Raw genomic sequence first — 21,551 nt, 5'->3', positions numbered from 1 at the left:
AATTAGGCGATCGCTCTCAAAAGTTGATATTTTTTTTAATGTAGAGGGTCAACGAGCTGAGCAACTAATTGTCTAGCTGTGTTGGATCAAAACTTTGCTCATTTTCAATTTTTTTATGAGTCATCATCTACCCGACACCAAGATACCTGCTCCGTGTATTGTGAACACGGGCATCATTGTGAACAAGCTCGACATGAAGCGTTTATTGGCTGATTTAGGTCGAGTCCACTACATCTACACCCAAGAAGGCCAATTACAGAGCGAGGGTGAAGGGGATGTGATGGAAGTTTTTGCTAACCCACGAAGGTCTACCTTAGTGGCTAACAGTACTCTCTATCTCAATGTTGCTAGCTTTGACTATCTCGAATTGAAACAATCACCCCAAAAAGAAACTTTCTTTGATTTGATGCAGGAAGGTGCTTGCTTACGGTTGATTCCTTTATCGACACCTATCCAAGAACGTCGTGAACGGACTTGGAATGTCAGCGCTATCGAGGCGATGATGGAGGAAGTCCTAGCAGCTAGATGGGATGCAGAAATTGATGATGACTGTTGTGATGGCTTTTAAATAGTAATTTAATATCTTATACTCATAAAATTTGAAAATTGGTAATAGATAAGCGGTAAAGGATGATGACTAATCAGTTACTGTTTATTTATTACCAATTATTTTGGGTGAGTGCTGAGTAAGAAGCAACTACTTCTTAATTATTTTTGTCCATATACTTAAACAAGCTGAATCTTACCTTGAGTGCTATATTTTCTTTTCAATCCCTAGCTCGTTGTAGCCAAACGAAAGCCAGAGCCGGGGTATTTTTAACTCCCCACGGTGTTGTAGAAACTCCGAGGTTTATGCCGGTGGGAACCCTAGCTAATGTCAAAACTGTCACCCCAGCCCAGCTGAAGGAGACTGGGGCGCAGATGGTTCTCTCTAATACTTATCATCTCCATCTCCAACCAGGAGAAGCCATTGTGGCTGGTGGTGGTGGATTGCATAAATTCATGGGCTGGAATGGGCCGATGCTCACCGATTCTGGTGGGTTTCAGGTTTTCAGCTTGAGCGAAATGAGAAAAATTACGGAAGAAGGTGTTACTTTTCGCTCACCTCATGATGGACAAATTATTAAATTAACGCCGGAACGCTCTATAGAGATTCAAAATATTTTAGGGGCTGATGTTATCATGGCGTTCGATGAATGTCCCCCCTACCCAGCTACTCGCCAGGAAGTAGAAGCGGCGACTGAGCGCACTTACCGTTGGTTGGAACGCTGTATTACGGCTCATCAACGCCAGGATCAAGCGCTGTTTGGTATTGTTCAAGGTGGGGTATATCTGGATTTACGGGCTAAAGCTGCCAATACTTTAACAGAGTTAGATTTACCTGGTTATGCCATTGGTGGGGTGAGTGTGGGGGAACCACCAGAAATGATGGCGCAAATTGTCCAAGCTACAGCACCACTTTTACCAGCACACAAGCCGCGTTACTTGATGGGCGTGGGAACTTATCGAGAAATGGTAATTGCGATCGCCTCTGGTATAGACTTATTTGATTGCGTCATTCCCACCCGTTGGGCGAGACACGGTACAGCAATGGTCAAAGGCGAACGTTGGAACTTAAAAAATGCTAAGTTCCGTGAAGATTTTGCCCCAATAGATGAAACTTGCCCTTGTTATGCTTGTCAAAATTTCAGCCGTGCCTATATTTCTCATTTAGTGCGATCGCAAGAAATCCTAGCCTACACTTTATTAAGCATTCACAATATTACCGAACTCATTCGCTTTACTCAAAAAATTCGTGAAGCAATATTAAGCGATCGTTTTTTGGAAGAATTTGGTCACTGGTTAAATTCGCCGGAAACTGAAATTGATAATGGGTAATGACGCGATGTGCGACTTATTTTTGAAACCCCTCTCCAAACCTCTCCCCGTTGGCGTTAGCCTGCCGTTAGGCAAGCGGAGAGAGGCTTTGAATCTTGCTCCCCTTCCCTTGCAGGGAAGGGGTTGGGGGTTAGGTTTGAGAGAAAGTTGCACACGGCGTGTAATGGGTATTTTGAATTTTGAATTCCGCTTTGCGGTACTAGACCTTGAGGAACCAGCGTTGGCGGTACAAGAGGACAGCGACAGCCCACCATAATAAGACGGTGACTAGGGCAAATAATAAAGAACCGTTGAAGGTTCCAGCCCAGGAAGCGAAGATATTTTGGTATATCCAGTTAAAGGTGCTGGGGGCTGTTTCCCCTGTGCCTATTTTGGTTCTGACTAAGATTTTAATGAGTAAAACTGATGCAACGAAAAGAGCGATCGCATTTAACCCCATAATTTCAAAAGGCTTACTCCAGCGTTTGATTAACCTCACCTCAATTAGTTCATAACAAGCGGCTAATAACAATAAAGCCCAACCACTGGTAAAAACTACATAAGAACTTGTCCACAGTTTTTTATTAATGGGGAATACCCAACCCCAACCCCAACCAACAATTAAACAACCAATCCCAAATAATGCTAATCCTACACTTGTCCGTGTTTGTACTGGCTGTTTACGTATCCATTCCCCGGTAAAATAACCAGCTAAAACACTCACAATTGCGGGAATTGTGCTGAAAAGTCCCTCTGGGTCTCCCAAATTTTTAAACCCATCCCCCGCATACAGATGAGCTTGAGGTATAATAAGGCGGTCAATATAAGCGCCAAAATTGCCTTCCCTAGTTAACACACCAGCACCATAGTCAGGTACAGGAACATACATCATCGTGAGCCAATAGCCGACGAGTAAAGCCCCAGCTAGTATCCATTGCCCTTTGCGCGGTAGGTTGAGGACTGCCAAGGAAGCAAATAGGTAGCTCAGGCTAATACGCTGCAATACCCCCATGATGCGGATATTACTCAAATCAAACGTCCATATACCCTTATTCCAAAAGCCATTGAGTAACAAACCCAAAACAAAAAGGACGACGGCGCGGCGGAAGATGCGCCAATAAACAGCCGAGTTAGGTTTATTCTCCTGGGTGTATTTGGATAGAGAAAAAGACATTGCCACACCGACAATGAATAAAAAGAAGGGAAATACTAAATCAGTTGGTGTGCAACCATGCCATTCAGCATGAGCTAAGGGAGGATAGACATCATCTGCAACTCCCGCCATATTGACGAGAATCATCCCTGCAATAGTAATACCGCGAAATACATCAAGCGAAGTCAGGCGCATGGACAGAATTTTATACTTGATGAGTATCTAAGCTACCTCGCCTACTGCACGGAATTAATTAATTTTTACAAACTTTTGACCGGAAGAGGCAGGGGGAAGGGAGCAGGGAGCAGGGGGAGCAAGTCCTTTCCCACTGCGTGGAGCGAAGCGGAACACGGGTACAAGCCCCGCCCTTCTAGGGCGCTCTTACTGGGGCGGAGTACAAGCTCCGTCTCGGCTTTCCCCCTTGCCCCCTGCCCCCTGCCCCTTTTCCTCTTCTTGACAACCCCTATAGAACTACTGAATTTTGAAGTTCCATTGCTGTGGCGCTGACCGAGATGATGCGGCGGTTTTTGGTGCAAAATTAAATACTGCTCACTATGTCAACTACCTGCATATATAACTACAAATATAAATTTATTATCAAGCAACTAAGCTGTTATCAAGTGTTTTAATGATGGCTGTTAACTGTGTTAACTTTCCTTGCATTCTTCTGAAAATCGTGAAATATTAGAACCATAAAGTGCGCTGTCGATAAACTTCAAGCGGCTTCCACCAAAGTATTTGTCACGTTGGACATTAAAGCCAGCCACTATATGTGCTGCTGCAATAATATTCTGCCCAAGTCTCATGTCTTGAGGCGATCGCTATTGTGCGCCCGTTGTCTTTTACGTTGACAAAACCTGCACCTGTATCCCGATACATAAAAAATCTTTGTGGTAATTATCACATCATTTTTTATGGAGGATAAAGCTTGCTCATTTGTTATTTTTGTTTCACGGTAGGAGGAAGATATGTTTCTAACAAGACGATTATTCTTAGGCGCTTTGACATTATCTTTAATTAGTTCGACTAGTTATCCATCCAAAAGTTTAGCCAATCCTCAACTATCTACAAAGCCTGTACAAGAATTTTACACTGCAAGCCTATTAAATACTGTTCTAAATCCTCTTCTACACCCTTATAGATGCCCTACCAAATTAAGAGTTATTAACGCTGCGGTTCCTACTGCATCACCAGTTGATGTCATTGTCAACGGTCAAAGAGTTTTGGAGAATGTAAATTTTCGTCAAGCTAGTAGATATGTAAATGTAACACCAGGAAATATTCAGGTACTGTTTGTGACATCCGGTACTAACAGTACAATTGCTTCTAGAACCTTTACAGGAGCGCCTAATAGTGCTTATACAGTCGCAATAACAGGAACACTACAAGGCCCTTCAGGTCAACCATTATTTAATCAATCACCCTTTGTGATTCCAGAGGATTTAACACAGCCTAATCCAGGTAAATTTAAAGGACGTTGGTATCGCTTTTCGGAAACTAGTGCTGTTATAGATTTCCGGATTAGCAAATCCTCTAGCCCAAACGTGGATGAAACTCGTATTACAGACCTGACACCCAAAACTGCTATTCCTTACCCAGAACTTACGGCTGGTACATATAACTTTAATCCAGTTCTACCTGATCAATTTGACCGATTGATCAATAATGCCTTCAACCCACCAATCACAGTAGAAGTTGCCAATCAACAAGTCCCGGCCGGAGTCATTTTTGATGTAATTGCTACAGGTAATGGCTTAGGCCAAGCACCTAACTCACTGCTACTTACAACTGCCTCAACACAAACAGCGCCTCCTGATGCTAATGGGTGTTATCAGATTGTGCAGTAAGTAATATCAATTTAGTGAGGCATTTTTAGCCATAGGAATCTTATTTAATTTTTGAAAAAATCGTATAACTATTGAAGCGGATCTGATTGAATCAGCCGCTTCAATAGTTATTAATGTGACTGCCAACCAATGGCGGCGAGAAGAATAAATGACGTAATAAAGTACACCAAAAAACCAGTCCATCCGTTCTGCCCAGAGTAGCAGCAGAATTGCTTTTAATAATCCTGGGATAAGTTTTTGCAGTTCATTATCCACTGGTGTTTCGTCAGAGTCTGGTAGTTCGTCGGCTGAAGGTAAGTACCTTGGCAAGTTGAAGTTTAGCATGACGGGTTGCCCCAAAATCTTCTACACCAGTGTTTTCGTCAGCATTATAGCGGTTGCTTTGGGGTGGAGTGTGGCTTCACCCCCACACCCCCACACCCCTACACCCTTACACCCCTACACCCACACACCCTTACACCCCTACACCCCTATACCCCCACACCTACACTCTGATATCCTCTAGTACATGGTGTGAGTGAAGATTAAGTTGTTATTAAAACGCAGATTTTTTGCTGAAGTGTAACGAATAAAGTCTAAACTAAAAAGTCTTGTGCAGCAAAACTTGTCACTATAAATGATGTAATCATGTCTAAGGTTCTCGTCTCCGATCCTATTGACCAGGCTGGCATTGACATTCTCTCGCAAGTCGCTACTGTTGATGTCAATACAGGTCTCAAACCAGCAGAATTAATAGAAATTATTGGTCAGTATGACGCGTTAATGATTCGTTCGGGTACGCGCGTCACGCAAGAAATTATTGAAGCAGGTACACAGCTGAAAATCATCGGTCGTGCCGGTGTGGGTGTGGATAATGTAGATGTTCCGGCTGCTACTCGTCGAGGAATTGTTGTGGTCAATTCTCCTGAGGGGAACACCATCGCCGCCGCCGAACACGCCTTGGCAATGATGCTGTCGTTGTCTCGCCACATCCCCGATGCTAACGCTTCCGTGAAACGCGGCGAGTGGGATCGTAAAACTTTCGTAGGTGCGGAAGTTTACAAAAAAACTTTAGGGGTTGTGGGTTTAGGCAAAATTGGTTCCCATGTGGCTACTGTTGCGAAAGCAATGGGAATGAAATTGTTAGCTTACGATCCCTTCATTTCGACTGAACGGGCTGAACAACTTGGTTGTCAGTTGGTAGATTTAGATTTGCTGATGCAGCAATCTGACTATATTACCCTGCACATCCCCAAAACCCCAGAAACCACCCACATCATCAACGCCACCACTCTGGCGAAAATGAAGCCCACCGCCCGGATTATCAACTGCGCCCGTGGGGGAATCATCGATGAAGCAGCTTTAGCAGCAGCCGTTAAAGAAGGGAAAATTGCCGGGGCGGCGCTGGATGTGTTCGAGTCGGAACCACTAGGTGAATCAGACTTAAGGGCGATCGGTAAAGATATTATTCTTACCCCCCACTTGGGTGCATCCACCACAGAAGCCCAGGTGAATGTGGCTATTGACGTAGCCGAACAAATCCGCGATGTGTTGTTAGGTTTACCCGCACGTTCCGCCGTCAACATCCCCGGACTCGGCCCCGATGTGTTGGAAGAACTCAAACCCTATATGCAGCTAGCAGAAACTTTGGGTAAGTTGGTAGGACAGCTAGCCGGTGGGCGGGTAGAACTACTCACCGTCCGCTTACAAGGTGAACTCGCAACTAACAAAAGTCAGCCTTTAGTAATTGCTTCCCTCAAAGGATTACTACACCAAGCCCTACGGGAACGGGTAAACTACGTCAACGCCAATATAGAAGCCAAGGAACGGGGAATCAGAGTTATTGAAACCCGTGACGCTTCCGCCCGTGACTATGCTGGTTCCCTACGCCTGGAAGCGACAGGAACCTTAGGTACTCATTCTGTCACTGGTGCATTGTTAGGCGATAAGGAAATTCACCTCACCGACGTTGACGGCTTCCCGATTAACGTCCCACCAAGCAAATATATGTTGTTTACCTTGCACCGTGATATGCCAGGAATCATTGGCAAACTCGGTTCCTTACTGGGCAGCTTTAATGTCAATATTGCCAGTATGCAGGTAGGGCGCAAAATCGTCCGTGGTGATGCCGTTATGGCTCTCAGCATTGATGATCCCTTACCAGATGGCATTTTGGCGGAAATCACCAAAGTACCCGGCATTCGGGACGCGTATACAGTAACACTATAGGAGTCAGTAATCAGAACTCAGAAGTCAGCAGAAATCATTTCTCCTGACTCCTGAATTCTGGATTCTCAATTTTCAACAATGGCAAACACTTGGTGGGAACTACAGATTTCATGTGAATCGGCGCTGGAAGACTCTGTTTCTTGGCGACTGGAAGATTTTGGTTGTCGTGGTACAGCTAGCGAAAGTAAGGGTGATTCTTGCTTAGTTAAGGGTTATTTGCCGATATTTCAAGCACAGTTATTAGATTTGGCAGCGTTGGGGTTATGGTTGCAGCAAGATGCCCTGTGTATAGGATTATCTTCTCCTACCTTGACTTGGCAACTCATTGATGAGGAAGATTGGGCGAGTAGCTGGAAACAATATTGGCATCCGCAGGAAATAGGCGATCGCTTCCTCATCAATCCCGCATGGCTACCATCACCAGAAAACTCTGATAGGTTAGTCATCCGCCTCGACCCTGGTGTAGCGTTTGGCACAGGAAACCATGCCACCACCCAATTATGTCTAGAATCTCTAGAAATGAGATTGAGCCAGCTTCCCAAATCATTTGTTAGTAAAGATGCAGGTCAAGAATCTGTTATAATTGCGGATATTGGTTGTGGTTCTGGTATCCTTTCGATTGGGGCAGTTCTATTAGGCGCAGCGAAAGTCTATGCAGTAGATACCGACCCCTTAGCCGTGCAGTCAACCTTCAGCAATCGCGCCCTCAACGAAGTAAACCCAGAACGCCTCGTACCAGCAGAAGGTAGCGTAGATATCTTAAAGAAACTGATTGAACGCCCAGTAGATGGTATTGTTTGCAATATTTTGGCTGATGTAATTATTCAATTAGTCCCAGAAATTAGCGAGATATCTAAACCTAGTACTTGGGCTATTTTTAGCGGGATTTTAGTTGAACAATCTACCTCTGTTGTTGAGGCTTTAGAAAAACACGGTTGGGTAGTCGCTACTATGTGGAAACGCAAAGAATGGTGCTGCTTAAATGTCAGGCGTACTTAACTTCCACCTAACTAATTAATAATTAATATGTAGAGATGCAAGAATTTGCATCTCTAACTTAATATTTACTAAACAAAACTTTGCAGACGCTGTACTAAATCGGGCGTTTGCAATACACCTTCAATTCGATCAACTGGTTTACCTTGTTTGAACAATACCAGTGTTGGTAGAGCGTAGATTTGATACTGAGTTGCTAACTCTGTGTATTTTTCCGTGTCAATTTTGACAATTCGTATGCGGTCTTTAAGTTGATTGTTTACTTGTTGTAAAATTGTCGCCATCATCTGACAGGGGCCACACCAGTCAGCATAAAAGTCTACTAAAACAGGTAAATCAGAACCAGATAGCATCTCTTCAAAGCTGTTGAACTGTTTTTTCTCAGTCATGTGACACACACCATTTTTATTGATTGAATCTAATATTAATGTCTGCTTTCTAGAAATGGTGTAACGTTATTTTGTTTTTATTGTTGCTAAATTTAGCATCTCTTTCTTAAGGTATATGTACTGGGGATTAGGGATTGAGAGAGATGGTTATTTTGTAGTCAAATTCCTTTGTGCAATTTGCAATTTTGTCCCATAACCATTAGAGTCGAAGCGAATTTTGAATTTCTGATCAGACCAACGATAGATAAGGAGAAACTAGACACAGCAAGTAGTTCCTCAACGAAAATCTAAAATCCAAAATGGTATGAGCTGTAGGTACAAATCGCCATAAGATAATTAGCGCGGGAATTTTAAACCTAGAGGAATATTTTATGGCGATCTTAAGTGAAAATTTACGAGGACAAGTTGCCGTTGTTACAGGCGCTTCACGGGGTATTGGACGAGCGATCGCCTTAGAATTAGCTAATTATGGTGCTACTGTAGTGGTCAATTACGCTAGTTCTAGCACTGCTGCCGATGAGGTGGTGGCAGAAATTACAGGTGCTGGTGGTGAGGCTGTAGCTCTACAAGCCGATGTTTCCCAAGTTGATCAAGTAGATAATCTGATCAATGGGGCGATCGATAAGTTCAAACGCATCGATATTTTGGTAAATAACGCAGGCATTACCCGCGACACACTGCTACTAAGAATGAAGCCAGAAGACTGGCAAGCAGTCATTGACCTTAACTTAACTGGTGTATTTTTATGCACTCGTGCCGTCAGCAAACTTATGCTTAAGCAACGTTCTGGCAGAATTATTAACATTACTTCTGTAGCTGGACAAATGGGTAATCCCGGTCAGGCGAATTACAGCGCTGCTAAAGCAGGTGTGATTGGCTTTACGAAAACAGTTGCTAAAGAATTAGCTTCTCGCGGCATTACCGTTAACGCCGTCGCCCCTGGTTTCATCGCTACAGACATGACCAGCAACCTCAAATCTGAGGGTATTTTGCAATACATCCCTCTAGGTCGCTATGGTCAACCAGAGGAAATTGCTGGTATGGTACGCTTCCTAGCAGCCGATCCCGCCGCCGCTTATATCACTGGACAAGTCTTTAATGTCGATGGCGGGATGGTAATGGCTTAATGATTGCAGACTGATGTTAGTAGTAGCGGGGAGTTCAGCCCGTGCTGACTGCTAAGTAAAATATTATGCCCCCTGCTCCCTGCTCCCTGCTCCCTGCCCCCTGCTCCCAACCATCAGGACTGCTGACGGATTCTTTGCCAGACTGTAAAGCCAAGCAGCAGAATAATGCTAATGGCGGTGGTAACTATGACCATGATGCTCATCCCTTGGACTCTCATTGCCAGTAAGTTGCACACCAAAGTGATTGACCACAAGGTAAATGCCGCATGACGTTGGGACAACCCCCAAGCCAGTAAACGGTGGTGTAGGTGGTCTTTGCCGGGGGTACTCAAGGGGTTTTTACCTGCTAGCAGCCGTCTGATAAACACTTGGGTTGTATCCAGTACTGGCAACAGCAAAAACAAAACGGTGGGGCCAAGAGCAAATATAGTATTCCTTTGCAGGCTACCTAAAATACTAGTTGCAGCCAGGACATAACCAAAAAAGTATGCTCCAGCATCACCCATGATGATTTTTGAGGGATGGAAGTTATGACGCAGAAAGCCTAATGCCCCACCACCTAAGGCAGCCAAAACTAAGGTAGCCGCAGCCTTATTAGGGAATTGGGCAGATACGCCTAACAAACTCATGGCAGTGATAAAACTAATGCCCCCTGCCAATCCATCCATCCCATCCATCAAGTTGACGGCATTGGTAATACCCACAACCCACAGCACAGTCAGCAACATTGAGAGAACGGAGTCGATGGGTGTGCCGAAATCCACATCAACGACAATGCCATTAGCAACTAGTAATAAAGCTGTGATAATTTGCGTCCACAACCGTACAGAGGGGGGTAATCCGAACTGATCGTCAATAAAGCCGATCAAGACTAGGATCGAACCCCCTAGTAAAATAGTCAATACTTGAGCTAAAACGTTTTGTAGCTCAATGGGTCGCAAGAGGCTAGCTAACACCAATGCGGCAATTACTCCCGCGTAAATGGCTAAACCCCCTGCATTCGGCAACGGTTCTCGATTGAGTCGTCGGGCGTTTGGTTGGTCAGCCCAACCTACCCGCAAGGCAAATTTACGTACCGTGGGAATCAAACGCCACGTTACCAACCAAGCCAACATAAACGTGAATACTACTGCCAACCAGCCGGAACCGCTAGGGTCAGCAATGCCTATAGACCTAAGGGAGTTGTAGATATTCATCTCCCAATTCAACCATTACTGCCAGTATCCTACATGAGCATCAAGTGTATATTAATCAATTTTTTTTACTTCCACACATGATTTAAAGTTTTTCAGGTTCTTAGCACTCTGAGCCTGTGAGTGCTAAATTGTCTAATGGAAGCGCTAGAGAAAGGAAACATGGCAAAAATTATTTCGTTTGATGAAGAATCACGGCGTGCTTTAGAGCGGGGTGTCAATGCCCTGGCTGATGCTGTAAAAATTACCTTGGGGCCCAAGGGTCGCAACGTGCTTTTAGAAAAAAAATATGGCACACCCCAAATTGTGAATGATGGTATCACCGTTGCTAAAGAAATTGAATTAGAAGATCCTTTAGAAAATACTGGTGCCAGATTAATTCAAGAGGTAGCAGCTAAAACCAAGGATGTAGCTGGTGATGGCACAACTACGGCTACTGTTTTAGTACAAGCCCTAATTAAAGAAGGTTTGAAGAACGTCGCGGCTGGTAGCAATCCAGTAAGCTTAAAGCGGGGCATCGATAAAACTACTGAGGCGCTAGTAGCGGAAATTGCTAAAGTCGCCAAGCCTGTAGAAGGTAGTGCGATCGCTCAAGTTGCCACTGTTTCAGCTGGTAACGATGAAGAAGTTGGTGCCATGATTGCCCAAGCAGTGGAAAAAGTCACCAAAGACGGTGTAATCACTGTAGAAGAATCTAAATCCCTGACAACTGAACTAGACGTAGTGGAAGGGATGCAGATTGACAGAGGTTATATTTCCCCCTACTTCATCACCAACAACGAGCGCCAAACGGTGGAGTTAGAAAATGTGCGGATTTTGATTACTGACAAAAAAATCAGCAGTATTCAAGAATTAGTTCCCGTTTTAGAAAAAGTAGCTCGTTTGGGTCAACCCTTACTGATCATTGCTGAAGATGTAGAAGGAGATGCCCTGGCTACTCTAGTTGTGAACAAAGCACGGGGCGTACTTTCTGTGGCGGCAATTAAAGCCCCAGGATTTGGCGAACGTCGTAAAGCATTGTTGCAAGACATCGCTATCCTCACAGATGGTCAACTAATTTCGGAAGAAATTGGCTTAAGCTTAGATACCGCTTCTCTAGAAGCTTTGGGTACGGCGCAGAAAATCACACTGGAAAAAGACAACACCACAATTGTTGCTGGTAGCACCACCAAGCCAGAAATTCAAAAGCGGATTGCTCAAATTCGCAGACAGTTGGAAGAGACTGATTCTGAGTACGATAGCGAGAAATTACAAGAACGCATTGCTAAGTTAGCTGGTGGTATTGCCGTTATCAAAGTCGGTGCAGCAACTGAAACCGAACTTAAAGACCGCAAGCTCAGAATTGAAGACGCACTCAACGCCACCAAAGCTGCTGTTGCTGAAGGTATCGTTCCTGGTGGTGGTAAAACTCTGATTTACTTGGCGGGTAAGGTAGACGAGATTAAGAAAAACTTCGACGAAGAAGAAAAAATCGGCGCTGACATCGTTAAACGAGCTTTAGAAGCTCCTTTACGGCAGATTGCAGATAACGCTGGTGTAGAAGGTTCTGTCATCGTCTCCAGAGTCAAAGACAGCGATTTCAACATCGGTTACAACGCTGCTACCGGAGAATTTGAAGACCTGATTGCGGCTGGTATTATCGACCCTGCAAAAGTCGTCCGTTCAGCATTGCAAAACGCCGCTTCCATTGCCGGTCTAGTTTTAACCACCGAAGCGATCGTTGTGGAAAAACCAGAGAAGAAAGCTGCTGCTCCTGCTGATCCCGGTATGGGCGGTATGGGTGGTATGGGCGGCATGGGTGGTATGGGTGGCATGGGTGGCATGGGTATGTTCTAAGAAGGAGCAGGGAGTAGGGGAGGCAGGGGAAGAACTAACCGCACGATTTTCGCCCAATCCCCAGTCCCCAATCCCCAGTCCCCAGTCCCCAGTCCCCAATAGCCAAACATTAGGGGCAACTTCTCTGCGATCGCCTGCTGCTTTGCAGGTAAACCCAGGGAAGCTGCCCCTTTAAGTTACGAAGATTTACACTAATTCATCAAAATTCAGAAATCTTGAATTTTGTGTTGGTATTACTCAGCAGTAGCTAGTTCGGTAGCGCCGCGTGTGCGCTTGCGAGTCAAGGTGTTGTAAAGCATCATGCCGATCGCCTTGATTAAGTTCCCTTCTAGTTCTTGGAACATTTTCATGTTCATCCCAAAGGCGGCGTTAGCTTCATCAACAATGCGATCTGCTGTCGCTTCATCAATTGCTAACTCATCTAAAGTTTGACGATATTTAGCTTTAAAAGCTTTCTCATCAGTAATATCTGCGAACTCATAAAAGGCGGTTCCTTGCCCGTCATTCAAATTCATCGCTGTCACAGCAATGTTTTTGAGAATTTGTCCCCCGGATAAATCACCTAAATAACGGGTGTAAGAGTGGGCAATCAACAATTCTGGTTCGGTTGCAGAGATTTCCCGAATGCGTTGTACGTAAGCTTCACCTGCTGGCGATAATTGGATTTGTTCGCGCCAGTTAGCGCCGTAATAGTAACTCAGGTCTTGCTCTAGAGTCTGCTTACGATTCAGTTGGGAAAAGTTGATTTTAGAAACAATTGGGTGCTGGCTATGCTTTTCCATCTCCTCTTCCATTGCCGAGTAGATGTAGTAGAAGTTAGCTACTAGCTTCCGATAAGAGTTCTTTTCTACCACTCCTTTCAAAAAGCATTTGACAAAACCTACATTTTCTGCCATTGTGTGGGCTTTTTTCGTACCTACACGTAGTTTGTTTGCTAAATTGCTGCTCATACTAAATTTCTCAACCTTAAAAGGTCAACTGCCAGAGTTTTAAATTACGGACGGCTAAAAAATGCCACTAAAACGTAACATTAGAACTATTTGATGAGAATTTATATTAATATTTTTTAAGTAACTAAAATTTGTACTTTTGTTAAGTAAACAGCAAATCAAGCCAGTAAAAATGCCAATACCAAGAAAAATTTTCGGGGAGAGCCGCATTCAGGGAAATGCGATCGCTGGAGTAAACCGTGGAATTTATGAGACTTCTGTAAAGTTACCAAGTAGTACTGGCGACTATTGAAGTCAGGAGTTAAACTGAAGAGCATTAAAACTCAGTAAATAAAATCTTCATAAAATATTGACAATACCATCTTTTTTTTAAGTAATTTCACTTAAGCAAAACGTGAAAAATAAATTTGTTTTTCAGAAAAAAATAACTATTATAAAAGCAAATCAAAAAAGTCTTGACTCTTAGTTATTGAATCTGACTTTTCACGGGATCTGGGAAACACCTGTCCAAACCTCTCTCCTGTAAGGAGAAGCAACTGCGTTGGGTGGGTTTCCCGACAGTTACGCAAGTGGCGAAGAGGCTTTGATTATTGCTTCCCTTTCCTAGTAGGGAAGGGGTTGGGGGTTAGGTTTCACCGTAACTTTTCCACGTAGCTTGAAAAGTCAGAGTTATTGAATAGAGTGTAAATTTACGTGAGTGCGATAGAAACTGAGGACTGAGAACTGGGTTGTTTACTCAGCACTCAACACTTAAAATCTGTCGAACTGGCGTTAAAGTAATAATTCTTAGTGTGATGTGAGGGGTGTTTAAAATTATGGTTTCATCTATAACTCGGATTCAGAACTACGTAATAGATGGTGCAGCTACATCTGATGGATTAGAAACAGTCCTTGAGAGCAACTTTGCACCTAGTTTAATATCTCTACCAGCAACGCCTCTTTTTGGTACAGATGGTATTCGTGGCAAGGTGGGGGAATTACTTAGTGCGCCGTTGGCGTTGCAAATTGGTTTTTGGGCAGGCGTAGTTTTACGTAGTCACGCTGGTCAATTAAGACCAGTAATCTTAGGGCAGGATTCCCGTAACTCTAGCGATATGTTGGCGATGGCTTTAAGTGCAGGGTTAACCGCCGCCGGGCTAGAAGTTTGGTATTTAGGGTTATGTCCTACTCCTTGCGTGGCTTATTTAACTAGTGTGAGTGAAGCCATTGGTGGTGTGATGATTTCTGCTAGTCACAACCCTCCCGAAGATAACGGGATTAAAATTTTTGGCGCTAATGGTGGGAAGTTATCCCAGGCTTTGCAGGCAGAAATTGAAAAAGGTTTGCGGGGAAATATGCCAATTACCAGTAATGTCAGTAATTGTGGACGGCATTACTCACGCTGGGAATTGGTGAAGGATTACGGCGAAGCTTTAAAACGACCCTGGCAAAATAAAGTGAATCTTCAGGGAATGAAGGTTGTACTGGATTTAGCGTGGGGTGCAGCCGTTGGGTTAGCACCGTCGGTATTTGCAGAGATGGGGGCAGAAGTTATTTCCCTGCATAATGCCGCAGATGGCGATCGCATCAACGTTAACTGCGGTTCCACCCACTTAGAAAGGCTACAAACGGCTGTTCAGGAACACAACGCCGATTTAGGTTTTGCCTTTGATGGCGATGCCGATCGCGTTTTGGCTGTAGATCCTACCGGTCGTCCTGTAAATGGTGATTATATCCTGTACCTGTGGGGATTGCACCTCAAACAACAAAACCAACTCCCAGACAACTTGATTGTTTCTACTGTTATGGCAAACCTGGGCTTTGAGAAAGCTTGGCAGCAACAGGGTGGTAAATTAATTCGCACCGCCGTTGGCGATCAATATGTGCAAGCAGAAATGATCAAAACTGGGGCAATGTTGGGGGGTGAACAATCAGGACACATTCTTTGTAGTCATTATGGGATGACTGGGGATGGCTTGTTAACAGCCTTACACTTGGCAAGTTTGGTCAAACAATCTGGTGTTTCCTTAGCCGAATTGATAGACCAAAGCTTCCAGACCTATCCCCAATTATTGCGGAACGTGCGAGTTGTAGACCGCGATCGCCGCCTGAATTGGCAAAACTGCACACCAGTACAACAGGCGATCGCTCTTGCCGAGAAAGCAATGGGTGATACTGGTAGAATTTTAGTTAGGGCATCCGGTACGGAACCCGTCATCAGAGTCATGGTAGAAGCCGCCAACGCCGAACTAGCTAACTATTGGACAAATGAACTAGTAGCCCAGGTACAACAACACCTAGCGCCTTAACTGAGTTCGACACTTCCCGTCCTTGAGGCAGAGGGGCAGGGGGCAGGGGGCAGGGGGAGAAGTCCCCAATCCCCAATCCCCAATCCCCAGTCCCCAATCCCCAGTCCCCAATCCCCAATCCCCAAAAATTTTGAATTGATTCATTGCCCAAACTACTGAGATGATTGACATTGACGGTTCCTACGGCGAGGGAGGCGGGCAAGTCCTCCGCACTTCCCTGAGTTTAGCCGCCATCACTGGTGAACCCATACGTATTGCCGGGATTCGCGCCGGACGCAGGAAGCCAGGATTAGCAGCACAACACTTAACAGCAGTACGTGCGGCGGCGAGAATTTGTCATGGGGAATTGCAGGGTGATGCTTTAGGTTCGACGATGCTGGAATTTATCCCTGGTGGTGGGGTAAAAGCGGGAAATTATATTTTTGATGTCAGTGAAGTACAGCAAGGTGGTTCTGCTGGGGCGATTACTCTGGTTTTACAAACTATTCTCTTACCTTTAGCGTTAGCTGATGGTGATTCTCATATCACCTTACGGGGTGGGACTCACGTCATTTTTAGCCCCACAGTCACCTACATTGAGCGAGTATATCTGCCAATGTTATGTCGTATGGGAATCAAGGCACAAGTTAAGTTAGGTGCTTGGGGATGGTATCCCAGGGGTGGGGGAGAAGTAAATTTACAGGTGAAGGGAGGCTGTCAACTCTGCGGTCTTAACTTGCTAGAAAGGGGCGAATTAAAGCGGGTACAAGGATTAGCTGTGGCGACAGAATTGCCCGCACATATACCCCAACGTATGGCAAATCGGGCTGAGAATCTATTACGCAAGGCTGGTTTGCGGGTATCTATGCAGGCATTACGTGAAAAAGGTGTTGCGCCAGGGGCGGGTATTTTTTTAACGGCTGAGTATTGTAATAGTTTGACGGGTTTTGGTGGCTTTGGACGTTTGCGGTTGTCCTCTGAGAAAGTAGCCGAGATCGCTTGCGGACAACTATTACAGTTCCATGAAACTGGTGCGCCTGTGGATGAACATCTAGCAGATCAATTACTATTACCTGCGGCTTTAGCTTCCGAGTCCAGTCAGTATAAAGTGGCTGAGGTGAGTACACACTTGACCACTAATGCCGCAGTGATTGAAAAGTTTGGCTTAGGAAAGATTACAGTAAATCAAGCGGAAAGAGTGGTAGCGATCGCCTCTGATAAAACGTAGCTTGTTAATATAATCTCTAATTAATTAGCAGCTATGAGCTAGAGACAGGATAATTCTCAAGGTTAAAAATCTACTTTTCTCAATAAAAAATTTTTCTATCTTTAGACGTATTCCTAATAGTACAACAATCAGTTACTATTCTGTGTTACTCAGTTATTAATTGCTGGGGTCAAGATTTTTCATAACTTGACAAGAGTCTTTTGACTCTCAAAGCTTTATTAGGCAAAACAAATCGAAAAAGTTTATTTAACCTGGATAAGATGATTCTTAACCGTTAATTCCTTCATATTAGTGAAGGTTACAAAAGTGGTAATAAACTTTAAATTGTGTTGCAATAAAAGAATCAATACCTCTATAAAATCTTGAATAAAACTCATAAATATTTCCAAGAAATTGACGGGAAATCTATATAAAAGCATTATAAAAATCCACAAGATATTCATAACTCATTGATGAGATGAGTGTATTAAATATGAATCATGATGAGTATAATCAAGAGTCATTAACAAACGTAAACAAACAAGCTCAAGAAGCACTACAACAGCAAATTGAACGGCAGCGATTGGTAATGGCGATCGCAGTACGTATTCGTGAGAGTTTACGTCTCAATGAAGTTTTAAACACCACTGTGGCGGAAGTACGCCAGTTCCTTCAGGCAGACCGAGTGTTTATTTATCGCTTTGCACCAAATTACAGTGGGTGTGTAGTGGTGGAATCTGTTGGTGATGATTGGCGTGCTGTATTGAATGCCCAAGTGGAAGATACTTACTTCATGGAAACTCACGGAGAAAAATATAGGCAAGGAGGCTTACAGGCGATCGCAGACATTTATACAGAAGATATCAGCGAATGTCACCGGGATTTACTAATTCAATTCCAGGTCAAAGCAAACTTGGTAGTCCCTATTTTGCAGGGGGAAAAGCTATGGGGGTTATTAGTTACCAACCAGTGTGGAACATCAAGACATTGGCAGTCTTGGGAAATCGATTTACTCCAACAATTAGCAACCCAAGTAGGTATCGCCATTCAGCAATCGGAACTATACGAGCAGGTACGTGCTGAACTCAAAGAGCGCAAGCAAGCAGAACAGAAAGTCCGTGAACAAGCAGCCCTATTGGATATTGCGACTGATGCAATTTTAGTCCGAGATTTTCATAGCCAAATCTTGTTTTGGAATAAGGCGGCGGAGCGTTTATATGGTTGGCAAGCTCATGAGGCTATAGGAAAAAATTCTGAGGAACTTTTGTTCAAAGAAAGCTCCGCACAACTGGAATTAGTTCGCAAACACGTCTTTGAGCATGGTTCATGGCAAGGTGAATTAAATAAAATCACAAAATCCGGTAAAGAAATCATTGTAGAAAGCCGTTGGACTCTGATGTTTGATGAATCAGGCCAACCTAAATCTATTCTGACTGTGGACACAGACATCACCGAAAAAAAACAACTGCAAGCTCAATTTCTCCGCGCTCAACGCATGGAAAGTCTGGGTACACTAGCTAGCGGTATTGCCCATGACCTCAACAACATCTTGACACCTATCATGGCTTCTATTCAGTTGTTGGCGCTCAAGTCTTCCAGTACCGATGCCCGTAACCAGCAGTTGCTGAAGATTCTGGAACATAACTCTAAACGTGCAGCCGATTTAGTCAAACAGATTTTAACATTTGCACGGGGTTCAGAAACCAGGGGTGTGACTTTGCAAATCGAACCTTTACTGTTAGAAATTGAACAGATTCTCAACAGCACATTTCCCAAATCTATCAAAATTACTAAGCATCTACCGCCGGAAAGCCTATGGACTATTCAGGCAGATCCTACACAAATACATCAAGTGTTGATGAATCTGTGCGTTAATGCTCGTGATGCGATGCCGGGAAATGGTACCCTCTCCATATTTGCAGAAAATCTCCTGGTAGATAAGAATTTTGCCAAGATGAATTTAGACGCTGAGGTAGGTCCCTATGTAGTCATCACCATTGCGGATACTGGATTTGGCATTCCACCATTAATTTTAGAGCGAATTTTTGAACCCTTTTTCACTACCAAAGAATCAGGTAAAGGTACTGGGCTTGGTCTTTCCACTGTGATTGGTATTGTCAAAAACCACGGCGGTTTTGTGAAGGTGAATAGCGAAATCGGCAAAGGTAGCCAGTTTCAGGTGTTTTTGCCGGCTGTCAAGGATAGAGCAAAACAGCAAGTAGAAGACCTTGACTTGCCTGCTGGTCAAGGAGAATTGATTCTGATTGTAGATGATGAAGCCGCTATTGTAGAAATTACCAAAACTTCCTTAGAAGACTACAACTACAAAACTCTAACTGCCAAAAATGGGATTGAGGCGATCGCTCTTTATGCCCAACATCAAGATAAAATCAGCATGGTGCTGATGGATATAATGATGCCCTCAATGGATGGGTTAACTGCCATTCGGATTCTGCAAGAAATGAATCCACAACTCAAAATTATTGCTATTAGTGGCATCACTGGCAATAACCAACTTGCGGAAGCCGCTAACGCTGGTGTCGATGCCTTTTTGCGAAAGCCTTACAACATCTATGATTTAGTCCACGCTATTCACAACATCTTCCATCAGGTGACACAATAGCCAAACCATCAATTGCCATAGTTATTGGTTTGTACCTTATCCCAAGGATACCAAACACTGAATGCTTGCGTTGCTTTTAGAGAATGCTTGGCTGCAAAGCCGCAAGTTGAAGACTGACAACTGGCACGCGCACCACAGTGAATATAAAATTTAACGGGAGATGAAATTATTCAGAACGGGTGTACGCTACCAAATGGTAGCGCGTCATCAGAGGAAATTACAAATGGGATATGTAATTGCTACAGCAAATATGAAAGGCGGTGTCGGGAAAACTACCCTCACCGTGAACTTAGCCACCTGTTTGGCGAAAAATTATGGCAAACGGGTGCTGGTGCTGGATTTAGATACGCAAATCAGCGCTACACTCAGCTTGATGTCACCTTTAGATTTTGCCAAGCGGCGCAAACAAAGATTAACTTTCAGATATCTAATTGATGATGTGATTAATCCAGACCCCAACGGCAAGCTGACAATCAACGATATTATTCAAACTAACGTCTGTAATCTCCCCGGACTGAATTTATTACCAGGAGATATCGACTTATATGATGAGTTTGTCGTTTCCGAAATGCTGCACAGACAAACAGTAGCTCTGGGTGAACAAGACTTTGAAAATGTTTGGAACCGCTTTGAAAGAGTCTTGATTAATAACATCTTAAAACCAGTGCGTGACGAATATGATTTTATTCTTTTAGATTGCGCCCCTGGTTATAATTTAATGACTCGTAGCGCCCTAGCGGCCAGTGATTTTTATCTATTACCTGCCAAGCCAGAACCCTTATCTGTGGTGGGTATTCAACTTTTAGAAAGACGCATTGGACAATTAAAAGATAGTCATGAACAAGAAGCGAAAATAAATATTAAAATGTTGGGGATTGTCTTTAGTATGTGCAACACTAATCTACTGACTGGTAGATATTACAAACAAGTAATGCACCGAGTTGTGGAAGATTTTGGTGTAGAACAAATTTGTAAAGCACAAATCCCCGTCGATATTAATGTTGCGAAAGCAGTAGATAGTTTTATGCCGGCTGTGTTGAATGCACCCCAGTCAGCCGGTTCTAAGGCGTTTTTGCAGTTGACTCAGGAGTTGTTGCAGAAGTTGTAATATTATGCCGGCTTAAACATTTCTCATAATCTTGGGAGTTGGTAATGGGTAATGGTAAAAAATTATCTATTACCGACTCTAGCAACAAATCATTGGGTGAAGAAGAAGACGCGATTCATCGCGTCTCTACAAATGTTTTATTTGTCGTACTGTTTTTTCAGATTGGTATTATATTATTAATCACTTACCAAATTTGACTTAAATCTAAAACAAATCCTGGTAATATATCTTCGCCGCTTAATGTCGAAGGATTATCTAATTCTTTTACAGATTGATCGGGACGATAAATAAATACTTTACGTTGTTTTCTATCTATTAACCAACCTAATTCTGTACCATTATTTATATATTCCTGCATCTTTTCTTGTAATGTTTGCAAACTATCTGTCTCTGAACGCAATTCCACTACAAATTCAGGACAAATAGGGGCAAATTTCTTTCTTTGTTCTACAGGTATTGCTTCCCATCTTGCTTTTTTAATCCAGGCTGCATCAGGAGAACGCACTGCACCGTTAGGTAAGGTAAAACCACCGCTAGAACCAAAACCTACACCTGTACCATTTTGCTTTGTCCAAATACCTAACTGGACAATTAAATTAAAATTGCGTTCATCCGTTTCCGCGCCTGTTGGTGGCATAATCAATAATTCTCCAAGTTGATTACGTTCAATGCGAAAATCACGGTTTACTTGACAGAAATCAAATAATTGCTCGTCACTAATGATTATGTTTGGTTGCATTTTCAGCACCATTCCTAAGATGTCTGTGGCTACAGGTGATTGCGTGTTCAT

20 protein-coding genes are annotated in these 21,551 nt (G+C 43.6%); 12 read left to right on the top strand and 8 right to left on the bottom strand.

Features of this window, described 5'->3' with window-relative positions:
* Positions 1 to 115: 115 nt before the first annotated feature.
* Together ACM5QX_RS09950 and tgt are read left to right on the top strand one after the other, a co-directional pair.
* Positions 116 to 568 carry a hypothetical protein gene (locus ACM5QX_RS09950; protein ID WP_010995234.1) on the top strand — a complete coding sequence of 151 codons (453 nt, stop codon included), beginning with the start codon at positions 116 to 118 and terminating at the stop codon, positions 566 to 568.
* Positions 569 to 747: 179 nt separating this feature from the next.
* Positions 748 to 1,878, top strand: a complete 1,131-nt coding sequence (gene tgt, locus ACM5QX_RS09945; protein ID WP_414753411.1) for a tRNA guanosine(34) transglycosylase Tgt — start codon at positions 748 to 750, stop codon at positions 1,876 to 1,878.
* A gap of 199 nt (positions 1,879 to 2,077) precedes the next feature.
* On the opposite strand, the gene ACM5QX_RS09940 is transcribed toward tgt, so the two are convergent.
* Together ACM5QX_RS09940 and ACM5QX_RS09935 are read right to left on the bottom strand one after the other, a co-directional pair.
* Positions 2,078 to 3,205, bottom strand: a complete 1,128-nt coding sequence (locus ACM5QX_RS09940) for an acyltransferase family protein (protein WP_414753370.1) — start codon at positions 3,203 to 3,205, stop codon at positions 2,078 to 2,080.
* A 558-nt stretch (positions 3,206 to 3,763) separates the two neighbouring features.
* Positions 3,764 to 3,889, bottom strand: a complete 126-nt coding sequence (locus ACM5QX_RS09935) for a hypothetical protein (protein WP_414753369.1) — start codon at positions 3,887 to 3,889, stop codon at positions 3,764 to 3,766.
* An 89-nt stretch (positions 3,890 to 3,978) separates the two neighbouring features.
* Between ACM5QX_RS09935 and ACM5QX_RS09930 the strand changes: the two genes are divergently transcribed.
* A complete protein-coding gene (locus ACM5QX_RS09930; RefSeq protein WP_414753368.1) occupies positions 3,979 to 4,857 on the top strand; it encodes a DUF4397 domain-containing protein in 879 nt (292 codons plus the stop codon).
* 6 nt (positions 4,858 to 4,863) lie between these two features.
* On the opposite strand, the gene ACM5QX_RS09925 is transcribed toward ACM5QX_RS09930, so the two are convergent.
* Complete coding sequence (locus ACM5QX_RS09925) at positions 4,864 to 5,181, bottom strand: hypothetical protein (RefSeq protein ID WP_414753412.1); 318 nt, start codon at positions 5,179 to 5,181, stop codon at positions 4,864 to 4,866.
* A gap of 303 nt (positions 5,182 to 5,484) precedes the next feature.
* On the opposite strand from ACM5QX_RS09925, the gene serA reads away from it, so the two are divergent.
* Complete coding sequence (gene serA / locus ACM5QX_RS09920) at positions 5,485 to 7,065, top strand: phosphoglycerate dehydrogenase (RefSeq protein WP_011320458.1); 1,581 nt, start codon at positions 5,485 to 5,487, stop codon at positions 7,063 to 7,065.
* Between the two features lie 78 nt (positions 7,066 to 7,143).
* Positions 7,144 to 8,064 (top strand): 50S ribosomal protein L11 methyltransferase, encoded by a 921-nt coding sequence (prmA, locus tag ACM5QX_RS09915; RefSeq protein WP_414753367.1) that lies wholly within the window; start codon positions 7,144 to 7,146, stop codon positions 8,062 to 8,064.
* A 68-nt stretch (positions 8,065 to 8,132) separates the two neighbouring features.
* Here prmA and trxA read toward each other — a convergent pair whose 3' ends face one another.
* Positions 8,133 to 8,450 (bottom strand): thioredoxin, encoded by a 318-nt coding sequence (trxA, locus tag ACM5QX_RS09910; RefSeq protein WP_011320462.1) that lies wholly within the window; start codon positions 8,448 to 8,450, stop codon positions 8,133 to 8,135.
* A 371-nt stretch (positions 8,451 to 8,821) separates the two neighbouring features.
* On the opposite strand from trxA, the gene fabG reads away from it, so the two are divergent.
* Positions 8,822 to 9,577, top strand: coding sequence for a 3-oxoacyl-[acyl-carrier-protein] reductase (fabG, locus tag ACM5QX_RS09905; protein ID WP_414753366.1), 756 nt, complete (start codon positions 8,822 to 8,824; stop codon positions 9,575 to 9,577).
* A 113-nt stretch (positions 9,578 to 9,690) separates the two neighbouring features.
* On the opposite strand, the gene ACM5QX_RS09900 is transcribed toward fabG, so the two are convergent.
* Positions 9,691 to 10,773, bottom strand: coding sequence for an MraY family glycosyltransferase (locus ACM5QX_RS09900; protein ID WP_011320464.1), 1,083 nt, complete (start codon positions 10,771 to 10,773; stop codon positions 9,691 to 9,693).
* A 159-nt stretch (positions 10,774 to 10,932) separates the two neighbouring features.
* Here ACM5QX_RS09900 and groL point away from each other — a divergent pair, with 159 nt between their 5' ends.
* A complete protein-coding gene (groL, locus tag ACM5QX_RS09895) occupies positions 10,933 to 12,606 on the top strand; it encodes a chaperonin GroEL (protein ID WP_414753365.1) in 1,674 nt (557 codons plus the stop codon).
* A complete protein-coding gene (locus ACM5QX_RS09890) occupies positions 12,587 to 12,781 on the top strand; it encodes a hypothetical protein (RefSeq protein ID WP_414753364.1) in 195 nt (64 codons plus the stop codon). Before groL ends, ACM5QX_RS09890 begins: the two co-directional genes overlap by 20 nt.
* A gap of 58 nt (positions 12,782 to 12,839) precedes the next feature.
* Here the strand turns inward: ACM5QX_RS09890 and ACM5QX_RS09885 are convergent, their stop codons facing one another.
* Positions 12,840 to 13,556, bottom strand: coding sequence for a heme oxygenase (biliverdin-producing) (locus tag ACM5QX_RS09885; protein ID WP_011320466.1), 717 nt, complete (start codon positions 13,554 to 13,556; stop codon positions 12,840 to 12,842).
* 158 nt (positions 13,557 to 13,714) lie between these two features.
* Entirely contained in the window at positions 13,715 to 13,873 is a 159-nt protein-coding gene (locus tag ACM5QX_RS09880) for a hypothetical protein (RefSeq protein ID WP_414753363.1), read from the bottom strand.
* A 498-nt stretch (positions 13,874 to 14,371) separates the two neighbouring features.
* Between ACM5QX_RS09880 and glmM the strand changes: the two genes are divergently transcribed.
* The 4 genes from glmM (at position 14,372) to ACM5QX_RS09860 (ending at position 20,761) form a co-directional block, all read left to right on the top strand.
* The gene (gene glmM / locus ACM5QX_RS09875; protein WP_414753362.1) at positions 14,372 to 15,844 is read left to right on the top strand and encodes a phosphoglucosamine mutase; all 1,473 of its coding nucleotides are present in this window, start codon (positions 14,372 to 14,374) and stop codon (positions 15,842 to 15,844) included.
* Between the two features lie 160 nt (positions 15,845 to 16,004).
* Positions 16,005 to 17,051 carry an RNA 3'-terminal phosphate cyclase gene (rtcA, locus tag ACM5QX_RS09870; protein ID WP_414753361.1) on the top strand — a complete coding sequence of 349 codons (1,047 nt, stop codon included), beginning with the start codon at positions 16,005 to 16,007 and terminating at the stop codon, positions 17,049 to 17,051.
* 472 nt (positions 17,052 to 17,523) lie between these two features.
* Positions 17,524 to 19,653, top strand: a complete 2,130-nt coding sequence (locus ACM5QX_RS09865) for a GAF domain-containing protein (protein WP_414753360.1) — start codon at positions 17,524 to 17,526, stop codon at positions 19,651 to 19,653.
* Positions 19,654 to 19,876: 223 nt separating this feature from the next.
* Positions 19,877 to 20,761 (top strand): ParA family protein, encoded by an 885-nt coding sequence (locus tag ACM5QX_RS09860; protein ID WP_041456924.1) that lies wholly within the window; start codon positions 19,877 to 19,879, stop codon positions 20,759 to 20,761.
* Between the two features lie 184 nt (positions 20,762 to 20,945).
* Here ACM5QX_RS09860 and ACM5QX_RS09855 read toward each other — a convergent pair whose 3' ends face one another.
* Positions 20,946 to 21,551, bottom strand: coding sequence for a Uma2 family endonuclease (locus ACM5QX_RS09855; RefSeq protein ID WP_414753359.1), 606 nt, complete (start codon positions 21,549 to 21,551; stop codon positions 20,946 to 20,948).

Source organism: Anabaena sp. CCY 9910 (genome assembly GCF_963920875.1).
Lineage (GTDB): Bacteria > Cyanobacteriota > Cyanobacteriia > Cyanobacteriales > Nostocaceae > Trichormus > Trichormus variabilis.
Note: the sequence above shows the minus strand (reverse complement) of the source record. Positions and strands in the feature narration are given on the sequence as shown.